The organism is Isoptericola variabilis (assembly GCF_050311655.1).
GTDB lineage: Bacteria > Actinomycetota > Actinomycetes > Actinomycetales > Cellulomonadaceae > Isoptericola > Isoptericola variabilis.
Genome location: NZ_JBNOZM010000007.1, coordinates 1 through 15,436 on the forward strand (window position 1 = coordinate 1; position 15,436 = coordinate 15,436).

The following is a 15,436-nucleotide window of genomic DNA, read 5'->3' on the forward strand; positions in this document are numbered from 1 at the left end:
GGGCGCGGGGGCGGGGGCGGGGGCGGGGGCGGGGCTCGGGGCCTCCGACGCCGCGCCGCGACGGCGACGGCGACGGCCACCGCCCGCACCGTCGCCCGTGCCGTACCCGACCAGCACCGAGCCGGAGCCCTCGCCGGCGGTCTCGGCGGCGGCGTCGCCGGGCGCGGCGGGGGCCGCCTCGGCGCCGGTGCTGATCTCGATGATCGCGGTGCCGACGTCGACGGTGGTGCCCTCCTCGGCGAGCAGCGCCGTGACGGTGCCGGCCCACGGCGACGGCAGCTCGACCAGCGACTTGGCGCTCTCGATCTCCACGATCACCTGGTTGACGGCGACGGTGTCGCCGACGGCGACGCGCCACTCGACGATCTCGGCCTCGGTGAGGCCCTCGCCCACGTCGGGCAGGGGGAAACGCTGGGTGCTCATCGTTCTCCTCGGCTCCGCTCTCAGTGGGCCAGCACGCGGTCGACGGCGTCCACGACGCGGTCGACGCTCGGCAGGTACTCGTGCTCCAGCTTCGCGACGGGGTACGGCGCGTGGAAGCCGCCCACCCGCAGGACGGGGGCCTCGAGCGAGTAGAAGCACTCCTCGCTGACGCGCGCCGCGACCTCGGCGCCCGAGCCCAGGAACGTCGGCGCCTCGTGCACGACGACGCAGCGCCCGGTCCGCTTCACCGACTCCGCGACGGCGGTCACGTCGAGCGGCGAGATCGCACGGAGGTCGATCACCTCGGCGCTGGTGCCCTCGGCGGCCAGCGTGTCGGCGGCCTTGAGCGCGGTGGCGACCGTCGGGCCGTAGGCCACGAGCGTGACGTCGCTGCCCTGCCGGGCGACGCGCGCCCGGTTGAGCACGTCGGCGCCGCCGGCCGCGGCCACCGTCGGGTAGGGGCTGGTCGTGACCTCGCCCTTGGACCAGTAGCGGCCCTTCGGCTCGAAGAACAGCACCGGGTCCGGCGACGCGACGGCCGCGCGGATCATGTCGTAGGCGTCCTGCGGGGTGGACGGCGAGACGACTCGCAGGCCGGGCGTGTGCGCGAACAGCGCCTCCGGGCTCTCCGAGTGGTGCTCCACCGCGCCGATGCCGCCGCCGTAGGGGATGCGGATGACGACGGGCACCTGGAGCCGGCCGCGCGACCGGTAGTGCATCTTCGCGAGCTGCGTCGTGATCTGGTCGTACGCCGGGAAGACGAACCCGTCGAACTGGATCTCGCACACCGGCCGGTAGCCGCGCAGCGCCATGCCGATCGCGGTGCCGACGATGCCGGACTCCGCGAGCGGCGTGTCGACCACGCGGTCCTCGCCGAAGTCCTTCTGCAGCCCGTCGGTGACGCGGAAGACGCCGCCGTTGCGGCCGACGTCCTCGCCCATGACGAGCACCTTGCCGTCCGACTCGAGCGCCGAGCGCAGGCCCTCGGTGATGGCCTTCGCGAACGTCAGGGTCTGCGGGGTCGTCGTGGTCATCGGGCCGCCCCCGTCGTCTCGGTCGTCTCGTTCTCGTACTGCTCGAACCACGCCCGCTCGGCCTGCACCTGGGCGTGCTCGGTGGCGTAGACGTGCTCGAACATCGCGCTGGTGGGCGGCGCGCCCAGCTCGCGCACCTCGGTGCGCAGGCGCTCGCCGAGGGCGTCGGCCTCGCGCTCGACGCCGGCCGCCCAACCGTCGTCCCAGCCGGCCTCGGCGCGCAGCAGCGCGGCGAGGCGGTCGATCGGGTCGCGGCGGGCCCAGTGGTCCTCCTCGGCGCGGGCCCGGTAGCGGCTCGGGTCGTCGGAGGTGGTGTGCGCGCCCATCCGGTACGTGTACGCCTCGACGAAGGTGGGGCCGCCGCCGGTGCGGGCGCGCTCCAGCGCCTCCGCCGTCACGGCGTAGCAGGCGAGGACGTCGTTGCCGTCCACCCGGACGCTGGGGATGCCGAACCCCTCGCCGCGCTGGTAGAGCGGCGCGCGCGACTGGCGCGAGGTCGGCTCGGAGATCGCCCACTGGTTGTTCTGCAGGAAGAACACGACGGGCGCGTTGTTCACCGCCGCGAAGACGAGCGCCTCGCTGACGTCGCCCTGGCTGGTGGCGCCGTCGCCGAAGTAGGTGACGACGGCGGCGTCGCGCGCGGCGTCGCCGGTGCCGACCGCGCCGTCGCGCTGCACGCCCATGGCGTAGCCCGTCGCGTGCAGCACGTGGGAACCGATGACGAGCGTGTACAGGTGCACGTTGTGCTCGGCCGGGTCCCAGCCGCCGTGGTCCTCGCCGCGGTACAGGCGGAGGCGGTCGATCGGGTCGACGCCGCGCGCCTGGAGCACGCCGTGCTCACGGTAGGAGGGGAACACGTAGTCCTGCGGCGACAGGGCGTAGGCCGATCCGACCTGGGCGGCCTCCTGGCCACGGCCCTGCGCGTACAGCGCGAGCTCGCCCTGCCGCTGCAGGGCCGTGGCCTCGTCGTCGAACCGTCGCGTCAGCACCATGTCGCGGTACAGGGCGCGCAGGTCCTCGGAGGTGAGGTGGTCGACACGCGAGCGGTAGGTCGCGTTGTCGGGTTCGACGACACGCTCGCCGGTGGGCGAGACGAGCTGGACCAGGGGGTCGACGGCAGCGGGCGCGACGTCGGGCACGTCGACGGGCATCTGGTCGGGCTCGCCGGTGGTGGGCTGCGGCACGCGGTCTCCTTCGCTGACGGCCCCTGGACGGGGCTGGGCTGCTCCGGCACGGGGGAGGTCCCGGCGCACCGAGCGGTGCCCACCGGAACCTACGCCTTCGTAGCCTACGCCAGCGTAGGTTGCCGTCCAGGGGGCAGACCCCCCGACGGGGGTGCCAATGTCCCCCCGATCGTTTTGGAGGTTTCCTCCAAGGGTCATGCTCCACCGGTTGCCCGCCGGCGACGCCCCGGCGGTCAGCGCGGGTAGCCCTGCCCGGCCCGCAGGGCGTCCCGCTCGCGCAGCACGGGCCACCGCGAGAACGCGAACACGAGGAACATCACCACGTTGAGGATCGGCACGATGCCGACGAGGATCCACCAGCCCGAGTAGCCGGCCTTCTGGATGATCCGGATGTACGCGATCAGGAAGATCACCGCGATCGCGAGGTAGACGACGATCGCGGCGGTGCCGAAGGCCCACCCGTAGTCGTCGACGAGCTGGTCGTAGTCCACGTTCTCCATGGCGGGGAGTCTTCCGCCGCCCGGCGCCGCCGCAACCGGAGGCGTGTCGGTGGCGGGCGGGAGGATCGGTGCACACCTCCTCGGTGCTCACCTGGACGAAGGGACACCCCATGGCCGCGCAGTCGACGCCGACTCCCGTCAACCCGCCCTCGCTGCACCAGAACCCCGCGTTCGCGTGGGGCATGATCCTGCCCGCCGGGCGCACGCTCTACGTGGGCGGCCAGAACGGCACCGGCCCCGACGGAGCGATCGTCGACGGCGGCCTCGGCCCGCAGACCGAGCAGGCGCTGCGCAACGTGATCGCCGTCCTCGAGGAGGCCGGCACCGACGTGGAGCACGTCGCGAAGCTGACGATCTACCTGGACCCGTCCGTCGACCCGAACGCCGCCTACGCCGCGTCCGGCAAGGTCTGGCGGGCGCGGACCGCCGTCACCGTCCTCGCCGTCGCGCCCGCCCGCCCCGGCGCGCTCGTCGAGGTCGAGGCCGTCGCCACCGTCCCCGAGGGCTGACCGCCACGGCCGGTCGCCCTAGGGTGGGCGACGTGCGCAGGCGTCGGGGCCGCGGGCTCTTCCAGGCGGTCGCCGTGGTGGCCGCGCTCCTTGCGGTGGCGGACGGCTTCCGCTGGGGGAACCGGTGGTACGTCTCGACCATGTTCGACGACCCCGACGACGCCCTGTACTCCCTGGAGATCCTGGCGAAGGCCCACGACGCCCTGGTGCACGGGCTGCTCTGGCTCGCCGTCGCCGTCGCGGCGGCCGTCATCGGGTGGCGCCTGCGGGTCGTTCCGGCCTCGTGAGGTCGGTCATCAGGCCGGAGGGTGGCAGGCTCTGGCCGTGACCGTCACAGCCGACCCCGCCCTGCCCGCCGTCGACGCCCTCGTCCACCTGCGCGCGGACGGCGTCAGCGTGCTCGTCGACGCCCGCGACGGCGAGCTGCCCGCCGTCGTCCACTGGGGCGACGACCTCGGCCCGCTGACCGCCGACGACGCGGCCGCCGTCGTCGAGGCCGCGGCCGCCCCGCTCGTGAACAGCGGCCCGGACGAGCCGACACGGCTCGCGCTGGTGCCGGAGCCCCGCACGGGCTGGCTCGGCCGCCCGGGCATCGTGGGCGAGCGCGACGGCGACGGCTGGTCGCCCCGGTTCACGGCCAGGGTCGCGACGCTGTGCGGCGGCACCCTGCCCGCCGGGCTCACGGAGGCCGGCGCCGGGGCGCTGCGCGTCGAGGCGACGGACCCGGCCGCGGGGCTCACGCTCGTCCTCGACGTCGAGCTCACCGTCGACGGCGTCCTGAAGGCGCGGGCCACGCTCCGCAACGACGGCGCCCCGTACCGCCTGCACGAGCTCGCCGTCGTCCTGCCGGTGCCGCCGCGAGCGCGCGAGGTCCTCGACCTCACGGGCCGGTGGGGCAAGGAGCGGGTGCCGCAGCGGCACGACCTCACGGTGGGCACGCACCTGCGCGAGGGGCGCCGCGGCCGCACGGGCTTCGACGCCGCGACCGTGCTGACCGCGGGCGTCCCGGGCTTCGGCTTCGGCCACGGCGAGGTGTGGGGCCTGCACGTGGGCTGGTCGGGCAACCACCGGCACTGGGCCGAGCGCCTCCCCACGGGCGAGCACGTGCTGGGCGGCAGCGAGCTGCTGCTGCCCGGCGAGGTGACGCTCGCGCCGGGCGAGGAGTACGAGACGCCGTGGGTGTACGGCGTGCACGGCCACGGGCTCGACGCGCAGGCCGCACGCCTGCACCGGATGCTCCGCCGGCGCACCGCGCACCCGCACGGCCCGCGCCCCGTGACCCTCAACGTGTGGGAGGCCGTCTACTTCGACCACGACCTGACGCGGCTCACCGCGCTGGCCGACGCCGCGGCGGAGCTCGGCGTCGAGCGGTACGTGCTCGACGACGGCTGGTTCCGCGGCCGCCGGGACGACACGCGCGGCCTGGGCGACTGGTACGTCGACGAGAAGGTCTGGCCCGACGGCCTGGACCCGATCGCGGACCACGTGCACGGCCTCGGCATGCAGTTCGGGCTGTGGTTCGAGCCCGAGATGGTCAACCTCGACTCGGACCTGGCGCGCGCCCACCCCGAGTGGGTCATGGGTGCCGGCGGCCGCGTGCCCGTGCCGTCGCGGCACCAGCACGTGCTCGACCTGTCGAACCCGGACGCCGCGGCCTTCGTGCTCGAGCGGATGAGCGACGTCATCGGCCGCTACGGCGTCGACTACGTGAAGTGGGACCACAACCGCGACCTCGTCGACCCGGGCTCCGGCCTGGACGGGCGCCCCGTCGTGCACGCCCAGACCCTCACCGCTTACGGGATCATGGCCGAGCTGCGGCGACGTCACCCCGGGCTGGAGATCGAGTCGTGCTCGTCGGGCGGCGGCCGGGTGGACCTCGGCGTCGTCGAGCACACCCAGCGCGTGTGGGTGTCGGACTGCACCGACCCGCTGGAGCGCCAGCAGATGCAGCCCTGGACGGCGCAGCTGCTGCCGCTGGAGTACCTGGGCTCGCACGTGGCCGCGGACGTCAGCCACCAGACGGGCCGCGCGCACTCGCTCGCGTTCCGTGCGGCGACGGCCCTGTTCGGGCACTTCGGGATCGAGTGGGACCTCACCCGCTCGACGCCCGAGCAGCTCGCCGACCTGGCCGGCTGGATCGCGCTCTACAAGGCCGAGCGCGGCCTGCTGCACACCGGCACGCTCGTGCGCCTGGACCTCCCCGCGGACGACGGCCGGCAGTCGTGGGGCGTCGTCGCGCCGGACCGCTCGGCCGCCCTGTTCCAGGTCACGACCCTGACCCGGCCCGCCACCGCGCCGCCCGGCCGCCTGACCCTGCGCGGCCTGGACCCGGAGCGCCGGTATCGCGTCACGCCCCTGCCGCTGAGCCGGGAGGCGTTCGGCGCCTGGAACGTCCCGGCATGGTTCGGGCGGCCGTCCGACGACGCGCCCCGCGGCGTCGTGCTCACCGGGCGCGCGCTCGCCGTCGCCGGCGTGCAGACGCCCGAGTCCGCGCCCGAGACGTCGCTCGTGCTGCGGGTGGAGGCCGTGGACTGAGACGCCGGGCGCGGCCCGGCTAAGGTCGGCGCCATGCCGACGCCGACCCCTGCCCCGCCCACCCCGATCCTCACCGCCGTCGGCGAGGAGTGGGCGAGCTCCGTCCTCGACGCCGCGGTGCGCGACCGGCTGTCGGCGCACGGCCCGGTCGTCGGCCTCGCGTCCGCCGACGACGACGCGCTCGCCGCGGCGCGCGTGCTCGTCACCGGCTGGGGCACCCCGGCGCTGGACGCCGCGCTGCTCGACCGCCTGCCGCGCCTGGAGCTGGTGGCGCACGCCGCCGGCTCGGTGTGGGGCATGGTGACCCCCGAGGTGTGGGCGCGCGGGGTGCGCGTCACGTCGGCGGCGCACGCCAACGCGCGGGCGGTCGCGGACTTCACCGTGTCGATGGTGCACCTGGCCGTGAAGAACGTGCTGCGGCTGGGCCTCACGGCCGCGCGGGAGCACGCGATGCCCGGGCGCGACGGGGTCCGCGGGCTCGACGGCGCCGTCGTCGGCCTGGTCGGGTTCGGGCTCATCGCGCGCCTCGTCGCCGAGGCACTGCGACCGCTCGACGTGCGCCTGCTGGTGCACGACCCGTACTACGACGCCGACGACGCGCGCCGGGCGGGCGTCGAGCTCGTCGGCCTGCCCGACCTGCTCACGTCGTGCGACGTCGTCTCCGTGCACGCTCCGCTCACCGACGGCACGCGCGGCATGCTCGGCGCCGCCGAGCTCGGCCTGCTCGCGCCGTCGGCCACCCTGCTCAACACCGCGCGCGGCGGGCTGGTCGACCACGACGCGCTCGCCCGCACGCTCGCGGACCGGCCCGACCTGTTCGCCGTCCTGGACGTGACCGACCCCGAGCCGCTGCCGGACGGGCACCCGCTGCTCACCCTGGGCAACGCCTTCCTCACCCCGCACGTCGCCGGCTCGTTGGGCACCGAGGAGGCGCGGCTGGGCCACGCCGCCGCGGACGAGGTCGACCGGTGGGCCGCCGGCGAGCCGCCGCGGCACGAGGTGCGGCCCGAGCAGCTGCCCTTCACCGCCTGAGCACCACCCCGGCGCGCGCCCGAGAGGCCGGCGAGCCCGACGACGTCGGCTCGGCGGCCTCTCTCGTGTTCATGAAGGTGTGATGTTGTGTTCGTAGTTGTTCACTACGTCGCTGAGTTGTTATCGCACCGAGACCGCAGGCGTTTGACCAGATCGGTGAAGATCGGCCAGAGTGTGTCGCGGACACCAGCTCATCGCCCTCGTTGCCGAGGATGACCCACAGGGACGTGGACATGACGAGTTCACAAACTCACACTCTTGAACACAGAAAGTCACAGACGACACCGCGTCGGCTCAGCGACGGACAGTTCGCCGTCCTGCTGCTCCTGCCGGGCGTCGCTCTGCTGGCCGGCGTCGTGCTCTACCCGCTGATCGCGGCTCTGGTCACGGCGTTCTTCGAGCAGAGCCTCGTGCTCCCCGGGCGCACGTTCGTCGGGCTGCAGAACCTCGTGGACGTGCTGCAGGGCGACTTCCTGCGCCTGCTGCGCCAGACGCTCGTCTTCACGCTCGGCACCACCCTGCTGCCGTTCGTCATCGGGTTCGCCCTCGCGCTGGCGCTGAACACGAAGATCCGTGGCGCCAAGGTGCTGCGGGGCCTCATGCTCATCCCCTGGCTCGTGCCCGGCGTCGTCGTGTCGTTCCTGTGGATGTGGATCTTCAACGCCAACTACGGCGTGATGAACGCGCTGCTGCAGTCGGTCGGCCTGATCGACGACCCGCAGGCCTGGCTCGCCCAGCCGGGCACCGCGATGGGCGCCGTCGTCCTGGCGAAGACGTGGCAGTCGTTCCCCTGGATGATGGTCATGCTCCTGGCCGGCCTCCAGACCGTGCCGGTCGAGCTGCACGAGGCCGCCGAGATGGACGGCGCGGGCACGGTCCGTCGCTTCTTCGCCATCACGCTGCCGCACCTCAAGGGCATCGTCGGCCTCGTGCTGCTGCTGGAGTTCATCTGGAACTTCCAGCACTTCGACATCATCTACGTGCTCACCGGCGGCGGCCCCGCGGGTGCCACCCAGACGTTCGCCACCGCCGTGTACGAGACCGCCTTCCAGGGCTACGACCTCGGCAAGGCCGGCGCGCTCGGCCTGCTGTGGATGGTGCTGCTCATGGCGCTCGTCGTCGTGTACGTCCGCTTCTCGGAGAAGGGAGAGGAGCGATGAGCGCGACGACGCAGCTCCCCGCCGCGCCCACCCCGCCCTCGGCCTGGTCCCCGGCGGAGGCGCCCCGCCAGCCCCAGCGCCTGCGTCGCGGCGCGCTGCGGTCCGAGCGACCCGGCGTGCGGTTCGCCGCCTGGGCCACGGTGGTCGTGTGCGGCGGCTTCGGCCTGCTGCCGGTCTACTGGCTGCTCGCCACGTCCCTGACGCCGCGCGACCAGGTGTTCGCCTACCCGCCGAAGTTCTTCCCGTCGGCGCCCACGCTGGACGCGTTCGCCGCGCTCGCCTCGAACGACCAGCTGTTCGGCTACCTCCGCAACAGCGTCATCGTCTCGGTGATCACCGCGGTGCTGTCGGTGCTGGTCTCGGCGTACATGGGGTACTCGTTCTCCAAGTTCCGCTACCGCGGCCGCCGCTCGCTGATGTACCTGGTGCTGGCGTCGCAGATGTTCCCCCAGGCCCTGCTGCTGGTGACGCTGTACAGCGTGTTCAGCGCCTACAACCTGCTGAACACCTACACCGCGCTGGTGCTGAGCTTCACCACGTTCACGCTGCCGCTGTGCGTGTGGATGCTCAAGGGCTTCTTCGACACCATCCCGGACGAGCTCGTCGAGGCGGCGCGCGTCGACGGCGCGTCCCGCCTGCGGATCATCCACTCCATCGTGCTGCCGCTCGCGGCGCCAGGCCTCATCGCCGCCGGGCTGTTCGCCTTCGTCCGCGGCTGGAACGACTTCGTCTTCGCCCTCACCCTCGCCGGCCCGGAGAAGCAGACCCTGCCGCCCGGCCTGGTCAACACGTTCATCGGCGAGGCCTCGACGGCGTGGCCGGAGCTCATGGCGGCGTCCCTCGTCGTCTCGCTCCCCGTCGCGATCGCCTTCATCGCCCTGCAGAAGTACCTGGTCGGCGGGCTCACCGCCGGCGCCGTCAAGGGCTGACCGGCCCACCCCGCTCCACGTCTCCACCCCTTCCCCACCCCGAACGACCCTCGATGCGGAGGATCCCCATGTCTCTCACCCTTCCCCAGAGCGCGGTGTCGCGACGTCGCGTGCTCCAGCTGCTCGGCATCGGCGCCGGCACCGCCGCCCTCGCCGCCTGCGCGCCGTCCGCGCCGTCGTCGACCGGGGCCGCCGCCTCGGCCGCGGCCGCCGGCGGCGCCAAGACCGACTTCGCGTTCTCGTCGTGGTCGTTCACGGAGGAGGCCGCCGCGCCCGCCCTCGAGGCGATCGTCAAGGCCTACCAGGACGCGAACGACGTCGCGATCAAGGACGTCTCGTTCCCCTACAACGAGTACATCAACCAGCTCACGCTGCAGGTGAAGGGCGGCCAGTTCACGGGCGCCGCGCACGTCGACGTCGCGTGGCTCGGCTCGCTCGCCGCCATGGGCAAGCTGCAGGACCTCTCGGCCCTGACCGAGGGCCGCGGGTACACCGACGCGGCGCTGGCGGCCGCCCAGTTCGACGGCGTGCAGTACGGCCTGCCGTGGACCATCGGCGCGATCGGCCTCGTCGGGAACTCCGAGATCCTGCAGGAGGCGGGCATCGACCCCGACGCCTTCCCCGCCACGATCGACGAGTTCGAGAAGGCGCTCAAGGACCTCAAGGGCCTCGGCGGCGGGATGATCCCCTACGCCGCGTCCACCAAGGCCGCGCAGCTCAAGGACATCCTCATCTGGATGGAGACGTTCGGCAGCCCGCTCGTCGACGGCGACACCGTGACCATCGGCGACGACGCGTCCGTCGAGGCCGTGACCTGGTACAAGTCGCTGTACGACCAGAAGCTCATCGCCGCCGACGTCGACCGCTTCGACGCCCGCTCCCTGTTCGCGCAGGGTCGTGCCGCGATCTACGACGACGCCCCGGTGGGCCGCAACGCCGTCCAGGAGGAGTCGCCGGACAAGGACCTCGGCAGCAAGCTCGTGCCGCTGTCCCGCCCCGTCCTCAAGGCCGGCGAGACGCCCCGCGCGCTGGTCTGGGGCGGCGCGATCGCCGTCGTCGACGGCGAGGGTGCCGCGACCGCCGCCGACTTCGCCCAGTTCGCGACGTCGGACCTCGACACCGTGCTGGCCGACTACGAGGTGCGCGGCCTGCCGCCCGTCACCACCGAGGCGCAGCAGTCCGACGTCGTCGCCGCCGACACCTTCGGCTCGCTGTTCAACGAGCGCATCACCGCGACGTCGACCAGCAACCCCTTCTGGAAGTTCACCGCGTACTCGCAGATCGAGACGGTCGTCGCCGAGCAGGTGCAGGCCGTGCTGGTCGGCAAGACGGACGCCAAGACCGCCATGCAGAAGGCCGGCGAGGCCGCGCAGAAGCTGGTCGGCTGATGGCGCGCCGGAGCGCCCGCGGGGTCGCCCTCGCGACGGCGGCGGTCGCCCTGGTCGCCGGGACCTCCCTCGCCGCCACGGCGGCGCCGTCCGGGCCGACCGGGCAGGCGAAGCACGCCGAGACCATCGAGCAGCTCCCCTACCCTGTGGACCGCTCGAACAACGCCGGCTGGTGGACGCCGCTCGACGTCGTGGACGGCGTGACCTACATGGCGTTCGACTCCCCCGCCGCGGAGGCGTCGCGCCACGAGGTGCACGTCGCGGCGAAGGGCGTCGACGGCGCCTGGACCGTCGGCTGCCTGCGCGCCGACGACGGCTCGTGCGCGACGTTCCTCGACGACAGCGGGCACGACCAGCCGTCGATCGTCGTGGACGGCGAGGGCACGATCCACGCGTTCGTGTCCATGCACCACGTGCCGTGGCAGTACTACCGCTCGACGACGCCCGGCGACGTCACGTCGCTGGTCGACGCGAGCGCCGACCTGCCCGACCAGGGCGTGCCCATGACCTACCCGGTCACGGCGCGCGGCGCCGACGGCGACGCGTACGTCATGGTGCGCGGCGGCCGCGACGAGGCCACCGTGCGCGACGGGCGCCTGTACCGCTTCGACACGGCCACGGGCGCCTGGTCGCGCGTCGCGGTCTTCGCATCGGGCGTGGGGGCGTCGGTCTACCCGGACGACCTCGAGGTCGGCACGGACGGGCGGCTCCACGTGCTGTGGGAGTGGCACCGCTGGGCCGCCGGGCCGTACCGGCACCTCGGCTCCTACGCGGTCTACGACCCGGCTGACGACTCGTGGCACGACGCGGCCGGCAACGCCCTGACCACGCCGATCTCCCCGTCCGCGGGCGGGGCGGTCGTCTACCAGCCGTTCGCGGACGGCGAGTCGCTCGCGACCGACGCCCCGACCGTGCAGACGGCCAAGCTGGCCGTGCACGGCGACACCCTGGCCGGCGTCGTCTACCGGTACGCGGGGGCGAAGGACGACGGCACGGCCGACCGCTTCGACGTGCGGTTCGCGCGCTTCGACGGGACGTCGTGGCAGCGCGAGACCGTGATCGACGCCGAGTCGCTGGGCACCGGCGTCGACACCGTCGCCGCGCTGGACGCCACGTCGGCGGCCGGGGTCACCCGCGCGTACGCCGTCGTGCAGGGCACGGTCGACGGCCGGGTCCGCACGCAGGTGGTCCGCGCGGAGCGCGCGCTCGACGGCGGCGACTGGCGGTTCGCCGGGCTCGGCGACGTGCAGCCGGGGCAGCAGCGCCTCGCCGCGCGCACGATCGGCACCGGCCCGGCGTCCGGCACGGACGTGCTGTACGTGAGCGCCGCCGAGTCCGGACCGGCCACGGGCACGCTGTTCCACGCCCGCGTGCCGCGCACCGGCGGACCGATCGCCGGCAGCCCGCTCGAGGACGTCGTCGCCGGCCTGCGCGGCTGACCGGCCCCGCGCCGCACACCCACCCCTGTTCCACCAGATGCACCAGAACCACCGGATCGAGGACTGAGAGATCATGCGCACGCAGACCGTCGAGGCGGACGTCGTCGTCGTCGGAGGGGGGCTCGCCGGCGTCAGCGCGGCGGTCGCCGCCGCGCGGCTGGGCCGCCAGGTGGTGCTGGTGAACAACCGGCCCGTGCTCGGCGGCAACTCCTCCTCCGAGGTGCGGGTGTGGGTGTGCGGCGCCACCGCGCACGGCAACCAGCGCTGGGCCCGGGAGACCGGGATCGTCGGCGAGATGTACGTGGAGAACCAGTACCGCAACCCCGAGGGCAACCCGGTGTACTGGGACGACGTCGTGCTGGACACCGTGCGCCGCGAGGAGAACCTGCGGCTGTTCCTCAACACGGACGTGCGCGAGGTGGCCGCGACCGGCCCCGACGACGCGCGCCGGATCGAGTCCGTCACGGGTTGGACGATGGGCTCGGAGATCCTCACGACGTTCGTCGCGCCGGTGTTCCTCGACTGCACGGGCGACGGGCTGGTCGGCCACCTGGCCGGCGCGCGCTACAGACTCGGCAAGGAGTCGCAGGCCGAGTTCGGGGAGGAGTGGGCGCCGCCGGAGCCGGTGCGCGAGTTCCTCGGCTCCACGCTGCTCTTCTACACCAAGGACCTCGGCCACCCCGTGAAGTACGTGGCGCCGGAGTCCGCCATCGACATCACCCGCACGCCCATCCCGATGAACCGCGTCATCCGCAGCGGCGACTCCGGCGCCCACTACTGGTGGATCGAGTGGGGCGGCGAGCTCGACATCGTCGACGACAACGAGCGCATCCGCGACGAGCTGCGGGGCGTCATCCTCGGCATCTGGGACTACATCAAGAACTCCGGGAAGTTCGACGCCGACAACCTCACGCTGGAGTGGATCGGCAACGTGCCCGGAAAGCGCGAGTACCGCCGCCTCGTCGGCGACTACACGCTGCACCAGGGCGACGTGATCGACCAGACCGTCTTCGACGACGGCGTCGCGTTCGGCGGCTGGTCCATCGACCTGCACCCCGCCCAGGGCATGTACGCCGAGGGCGCGGGCGCGCTGCAGCGCTTCTCCGACGGCGTCTTCGAGATCCCCTACCGCTCGCTGTACTCGGTGAACGTGGAGAACCTGCTCTTCGCCGGGCGCGACGTCTCCGCCACGCACATCGCCTTCGGCGCCGCGCGCGTCATGGCGACCTGCGGCGCGATGGGCCAGGCCGCCGGCACCGCCGCGGCCCTGTGCGTGGAGCACGGCACCACCCCGCGCGGCATCTACACCGACCACCTCGACGAGCTGCGACAGACGCTGCTGCGCTGGGACGCGCCCGCCGTCGGCATCGCGAACACGGACCCGCACGACCTCGCCCGCCGCGCCGCCGTCACCGCCTCCAGCACGACGACGCGGATCGCCGCGCCCGTCACGGAGCCGGCCGACGGCGACCCCTACGACGCGTACGACGTCCACGACCTGGACGTCGACCTCGGCATCGTGCTCCCCGTCGACCCGCGCCTCGACACCGTCGAGCTGCTCGTCTCCGCGCGCCGCGACACCACGCTGTCGGTCGAGGTGTTCTCCACCGGCAAGCCGCAGAACGTGGTGCCGGCGCACCTGGAGACCAAGACGGACGTGGTCGTGCCCGCCGGCGACGAGCGCTGGGTCACCGCCCACGTGCCCTTCGCCCCCGAGGTCCCGCAGAACGCCGTCGTCGTGCTGCGCGCCAACCCCGACGTCGCCGTCCGCCTCACCTCCCCGCTCCCGGCCGGGGTGCTCACGCTGGTGCACCGCGTCGACAACGACGACCAGAACGTGCAGATCAGCTCCGAGGAGCTGCTGGTGCAGTGGCCCACCAAGCCGCTGCGCGGCCGGTCCGTCGTGTTCCGCGCCGGGCCGGACACCCGGGCCCTGGCGCCCGAGCGCGCCACGAGCGGGTACCACCGCAACCACGGCGGCCCGCACCTGTGGGCGTCGTCGCCGATGGTGCCCGGCCGCGACGAGTGGCTCCGTCTCGACTGGGACGAGCCCGTCACCGGGCGCGAGGTGCGCGTGGTGTTCGACGACGACCTCGACGTCGAGCTCAACACCCTGCACCACCACCGCACGCCCGACGAGATCATGCCGACCCTGGTGAAGGACTACCGGGTCGAGGTGCTGCCGGTGGGCCGCGCCGAGACCGGGGACGGCTGGGTGACCGTCGCCGACGAGACCGACAACCGGTGGCGGCTGCGCACCCACCCGCTGCCGTCCGACCTCGGCCCGCTGCGGGCCGCGCGGCTCGTCGTCGCCGCCACGAACGGCTCGGCGCAGGCCCGCGTGGTCGCGCTGCGCGTGCAGGAGTGACCGTGCCGCACGCTCTCACCCGGCCCGCGCGCGGCGCCGCGACGGTGTCCCGGACGGCGGACCGGGCTACGCTGACCGCCGTGCACAGGAAGGAGCGCACCGGCATCGTGGCGCTCGCCGTGCCGGACCTCGAGGAGCCGTACTTCGCCGAGCTCACCGCGCTGCTGGTGCGGCGCGCCGACGAGCGCGGGCTGTCGATCCTCATCCAGCAGACCGCGGGCGACCACGAGCGCGAGGTGGACGTCGCCAACGGCATCGGGCTGCCCCCGACCGACGGGCTCATCCACATCCCGCGCGCCCTGTCGGTGGCCGACCTGACGCGGCGCACCTCCCCCGGGCCGCTCGTGCTGCTCGGCGAGCACATCCTCGTCAGCCCGTTCACGCACGTGACGATCGACAACCGGGCCGCGTCGTACGCCGCCACGGAGCACCTGGCGTCGGTCGGGTGCCGGCGGGTCGCCTTCGTCGGCCCGCGGGACGCCCGCCCGTCGGACGCCGCCGACCGCCGGTACGCCGGCTACCGGGAGGCCGTGGCCGCGCTCGGGCTCGCGGACGACCCGGACCTCGTCGCCCAGGTCGAGTCGTTCACCCCCGCCGAGGGGCGGCGCGCCGTCCGCGACCTGCTGGAGCGCGGCGTCGAGCTCGACGGCATCGTCTGCTCCAACGACTCCGTCGCGTTCGGGGCGCTGCCCGCCCTGCACGAGGCCGGGCGGCGCGTCCCGGAGGACGTCGCCGTCGTGGGGATCGACGACGTGCGCGGCGCGCAGTTCGCGACGCCGTCGCTCACGTCCGTCTCCCCCGACAAGGAGGCCCTCGTCGAGCGCGCGCTGAGCGAGCTGGAGCGGCAGATCGCCACGCCGCCGGGCGCCAACCTGCCCGTCCAGCACGTGGTCGTCGACGCGCGCGTCGTGCCGCGCGCGAGCACCGCCCGCTGA

At 73.7% G+C, this 15,436-nt stretch carries 14 protein-coding genes; 10 read left to right on the top strand and 4 right to left on the bottom strand.

What is annotated here, in order from left to right; translation table 11 throughout:
• The 4 genes from ACQP60_RS15465 to ACQP60_RS15480 form a co-directional block, all read right to left on the bottom strand.
• Positions 1-423: biotin/lipoyl-containing protein (locus tag ACQP60_RS15465; RefSeq protein ID WP_429734383.1), on the bottom strand; the 423-nt coding region annotated here is incomplete at its 3' end.
• Between the two features lie 20 nt (positions 424-443).
• Positions 444-1,457 carry an alpha-ketoacid dehydrogenase subunit beta gene (locus tag ACQP60_RS15470; RefSeq protein WP_429734385.1) on the bottom strand — a complete coding sequence of 338 codons (1,014 nt, stop codon included), beginning with the start codon at positions 1,455-1,457 and terminating at the stop codon, positions 444-446.
• Positions 1,454-2,608 (bottom strand): pyruvate dehydrogenase (acetyl-transferring) E1 component subunit alpha, encoded by a 1,155-nt coding sequence (gene pdhA / locus ACQP60_RS15475; RefSeq protein ID WP_429734944.1) that lies wholly within the window; start codon positions 2,606-2,608, stop codon positions 1,454-1,456. Before pdhA ends, ACQP60_RS15470 begins: the two co-directional genes overlap by 4 nt.
• 266 nt (positions 2,609-2,874) lie before the next feature.
• Entirely contained in the window at positions 2,875-3,141 is a 267-nt protein-coding gene (locus ACQP60_RS15480) for a DUF805 domain-containing protein (protein ID WP_429734387.1), read from the bottom strand.
• A 68-nt stretch (positions 3,142-3,209) separates the two neighbouring features.
• Between ACQP60_RS15480 and ACQP60_RS15485 the strand changes: the two genes are divergently transcribed.
• The 10 genes from ACQP60_RS15485 to ACQP60_RS15530 all read left to right on the top strand — a co-directional run bounded on the left by ACQP60_RS15485 (position 3,210) and on the right by ACQP60_RS15530 (position 15,436).
• Positions 3,210-3,650 (top strand): RidA family protein, encoded by a 441-nt coding sequence (locus tag ACQP60_RS15485; protein WP_429734389.1) that lies wholly within the window; start codon positions 3,210-3,212, stop codon positions 3,648-3,650.
• A 32-nt stretch (positions 3,651-3,682) separates the two neighbouring features.
• On the top strand, positions 3,683-3,937 hold the full coding sequence (locus ACQP60_RS15490) for a hypothetical protein (protein WP_429734391.1): 255 nt from the start codon (positions 3,683-3,685) through the stop codon (positions 3,935-3,937).
• A 37-nt stretch (positions 3,938-3,974) separates the two neighbouring features.
• Positions 3,975-6,185 carry an alpha-galactosidase gene (locus ACQP60_RS15495; protein ID WP_429734393.1) on the top strand — a complete coding sequence of 737 codons (2,211 nt, stop codon included), beginning with the start codon at positions 3,975-3,977 and terminating at the stop codon, positions 6,183-6,185.
• Between the two features lie 33 nt (positions 6,186-6,218).
• Complete coding sequence (locus ACQP60_RS15500) at positions 6,219-7,217, top strand: hydroxyacid dehydrogenase (protein ID WP_429734395.1); 999 nt, start codon at positions 6,219-6,221, stop codon at positions 7,215-7,217.
• 212 nt (positions 7,218-7,429) lie between these two features.
• Positions 7,430-8,377, top strand: coding sequence for a carbohydrate ABC transporter permease (locus ACQP60_RS15505; RefSeq protein ID WP_429734397.1), 948 nt, complete (start codon positions 7,430-7,432; stop codon positions 8,375-8,377).
• Positions 8,374-9,306 (top strand): carbohydrate ABC transporter permease, encoded by a 933-nt coding sequence (locus ACQP60_RS15510; RefSeq protein ID WP_429734399.1) that lies wholly within the window; start codon positions 8,374-8,376, stop codon positions 9,304-9,306. The genes ACQP60_RS15505 and ACQP60_RS15510 overlap by 4 nt, the downstream gene beginning before the upstream one ends.
• A 68-nt stretch (positions 9,307-9,374) precedes the next feature.
• The gene (locus ACQP60_RS15515; protein ID WP_429734401.1) at positions 9,375-10,694 is read left to right on the top strand and encodes an extracellular solute-binding protein; all 1,320 of its coding nucleotides are present in this window, start codon (positions 9,375-9,377) and stop codon (positions 10,692-10,694) included.
• Positions 10,694-12,133 (top strand): BNR-4 repeat-containing protein, encoded by a 1,440-nt coding sequence (locus tag ACQP60_RS15520; protein ID WP_429734403.1) that lies wholly within the window; start codon positions 10,694-10,696, stop codon positions 12,131-12,133. The genes ACQP60_RS15515 and ACQP60_RS15520 overlap by 1 nt, the downstream gene beginning before the upstream one ends.
• Positions 12,134-12,206: 73 nt before the next feature.
• Entirely contained in the window at positions 12,207-14,501 is a 2,295-nt protein-coding gene (locus ACQP60_RS15525; protein WP_429734405.1) for an FAD-dependent oxidoreductase, read from the top strand.
• A gap of 80 nt (positions 14,502-14,581) precedes the next feature.
• Positions 14,582-15,436 carry a LacI family DNA-binding transcriptional regulator gene (locus ACQP60_RS15530; protein ID WP_429734407.1) on the top strand — a complete coding sequence of 285 codons (855 nt, stop codon included), beginning with the start codon at positions 14,582-14,584 and terminating at the stop codon, positions 15,434-15,436.

Bases quoted from the DNA above. Each gene is read 5' to 3' on its own strand.
- ACQP60_RS15470 (WP_429734385.1), bottom strand. From the start codon at position 1,457: ATGACCACGACGACCCCGCAGACCCTGACGTTCGCGAAGGCCATCACC.
- pdhA (WP_429734944.1), bottom strand. From the start codon at position 2,608: ATGCCCGTCGACGTGCCCGACGTCGCGCCCGCTGCCGTCGACCCCCTG.
- ACQP60_RS15480 (WP_429734387.1), bottom strand. From the start codon at position 3,141: ATGGAGAACGTGGACTACGACCAGCTCGTCGACGACTACGGGTGGGCC.
- ACQP60_RS15500 (WP_429734395.1), top strand. From the start codon at position 6,219: ATGCCGACGCCGACCCCTGCCCCGCCCACCCCGATCCTCACCGCCGTC.
- ACQP60_RS15505 (WP_429734397.1), top strand. From the start codon at position 7,430: ATGACCCACAGGGACGTGGACATGACGAGTTCACAAACTCACACTCTT.
- ACQP60_RS15510 (WP_429734399.1), top strand. From the start codon at position 8,374: ATGAGCGCGACGACGCAGCTCCCCGCCGCGCCCACCCCGCCCTCGGCC.
- ACQP60_RS15515 (WP_429734401.1), top strand. From the start codon at position 9,375: ATGTCTCTCACCCTTCCCCAGAGCGCGGTGTCGCGACGTCGCGTGCTC.
- ACQP60_RS15520 (WP_429734403.1), top strand. From the start codon at position 10,694: ATGGCGCGCCGGAGCGCCCGCGGGGTCGCCCTCGCGACGGCGGCGGTC.
- ACQP60_RS15525 (WP_429734405.1), top strand. From the start codon at position 12,207: ATGCGCACGCAGACCGTCGAGGCGGACGTCGTCGTCGTCGGAGGGGGG.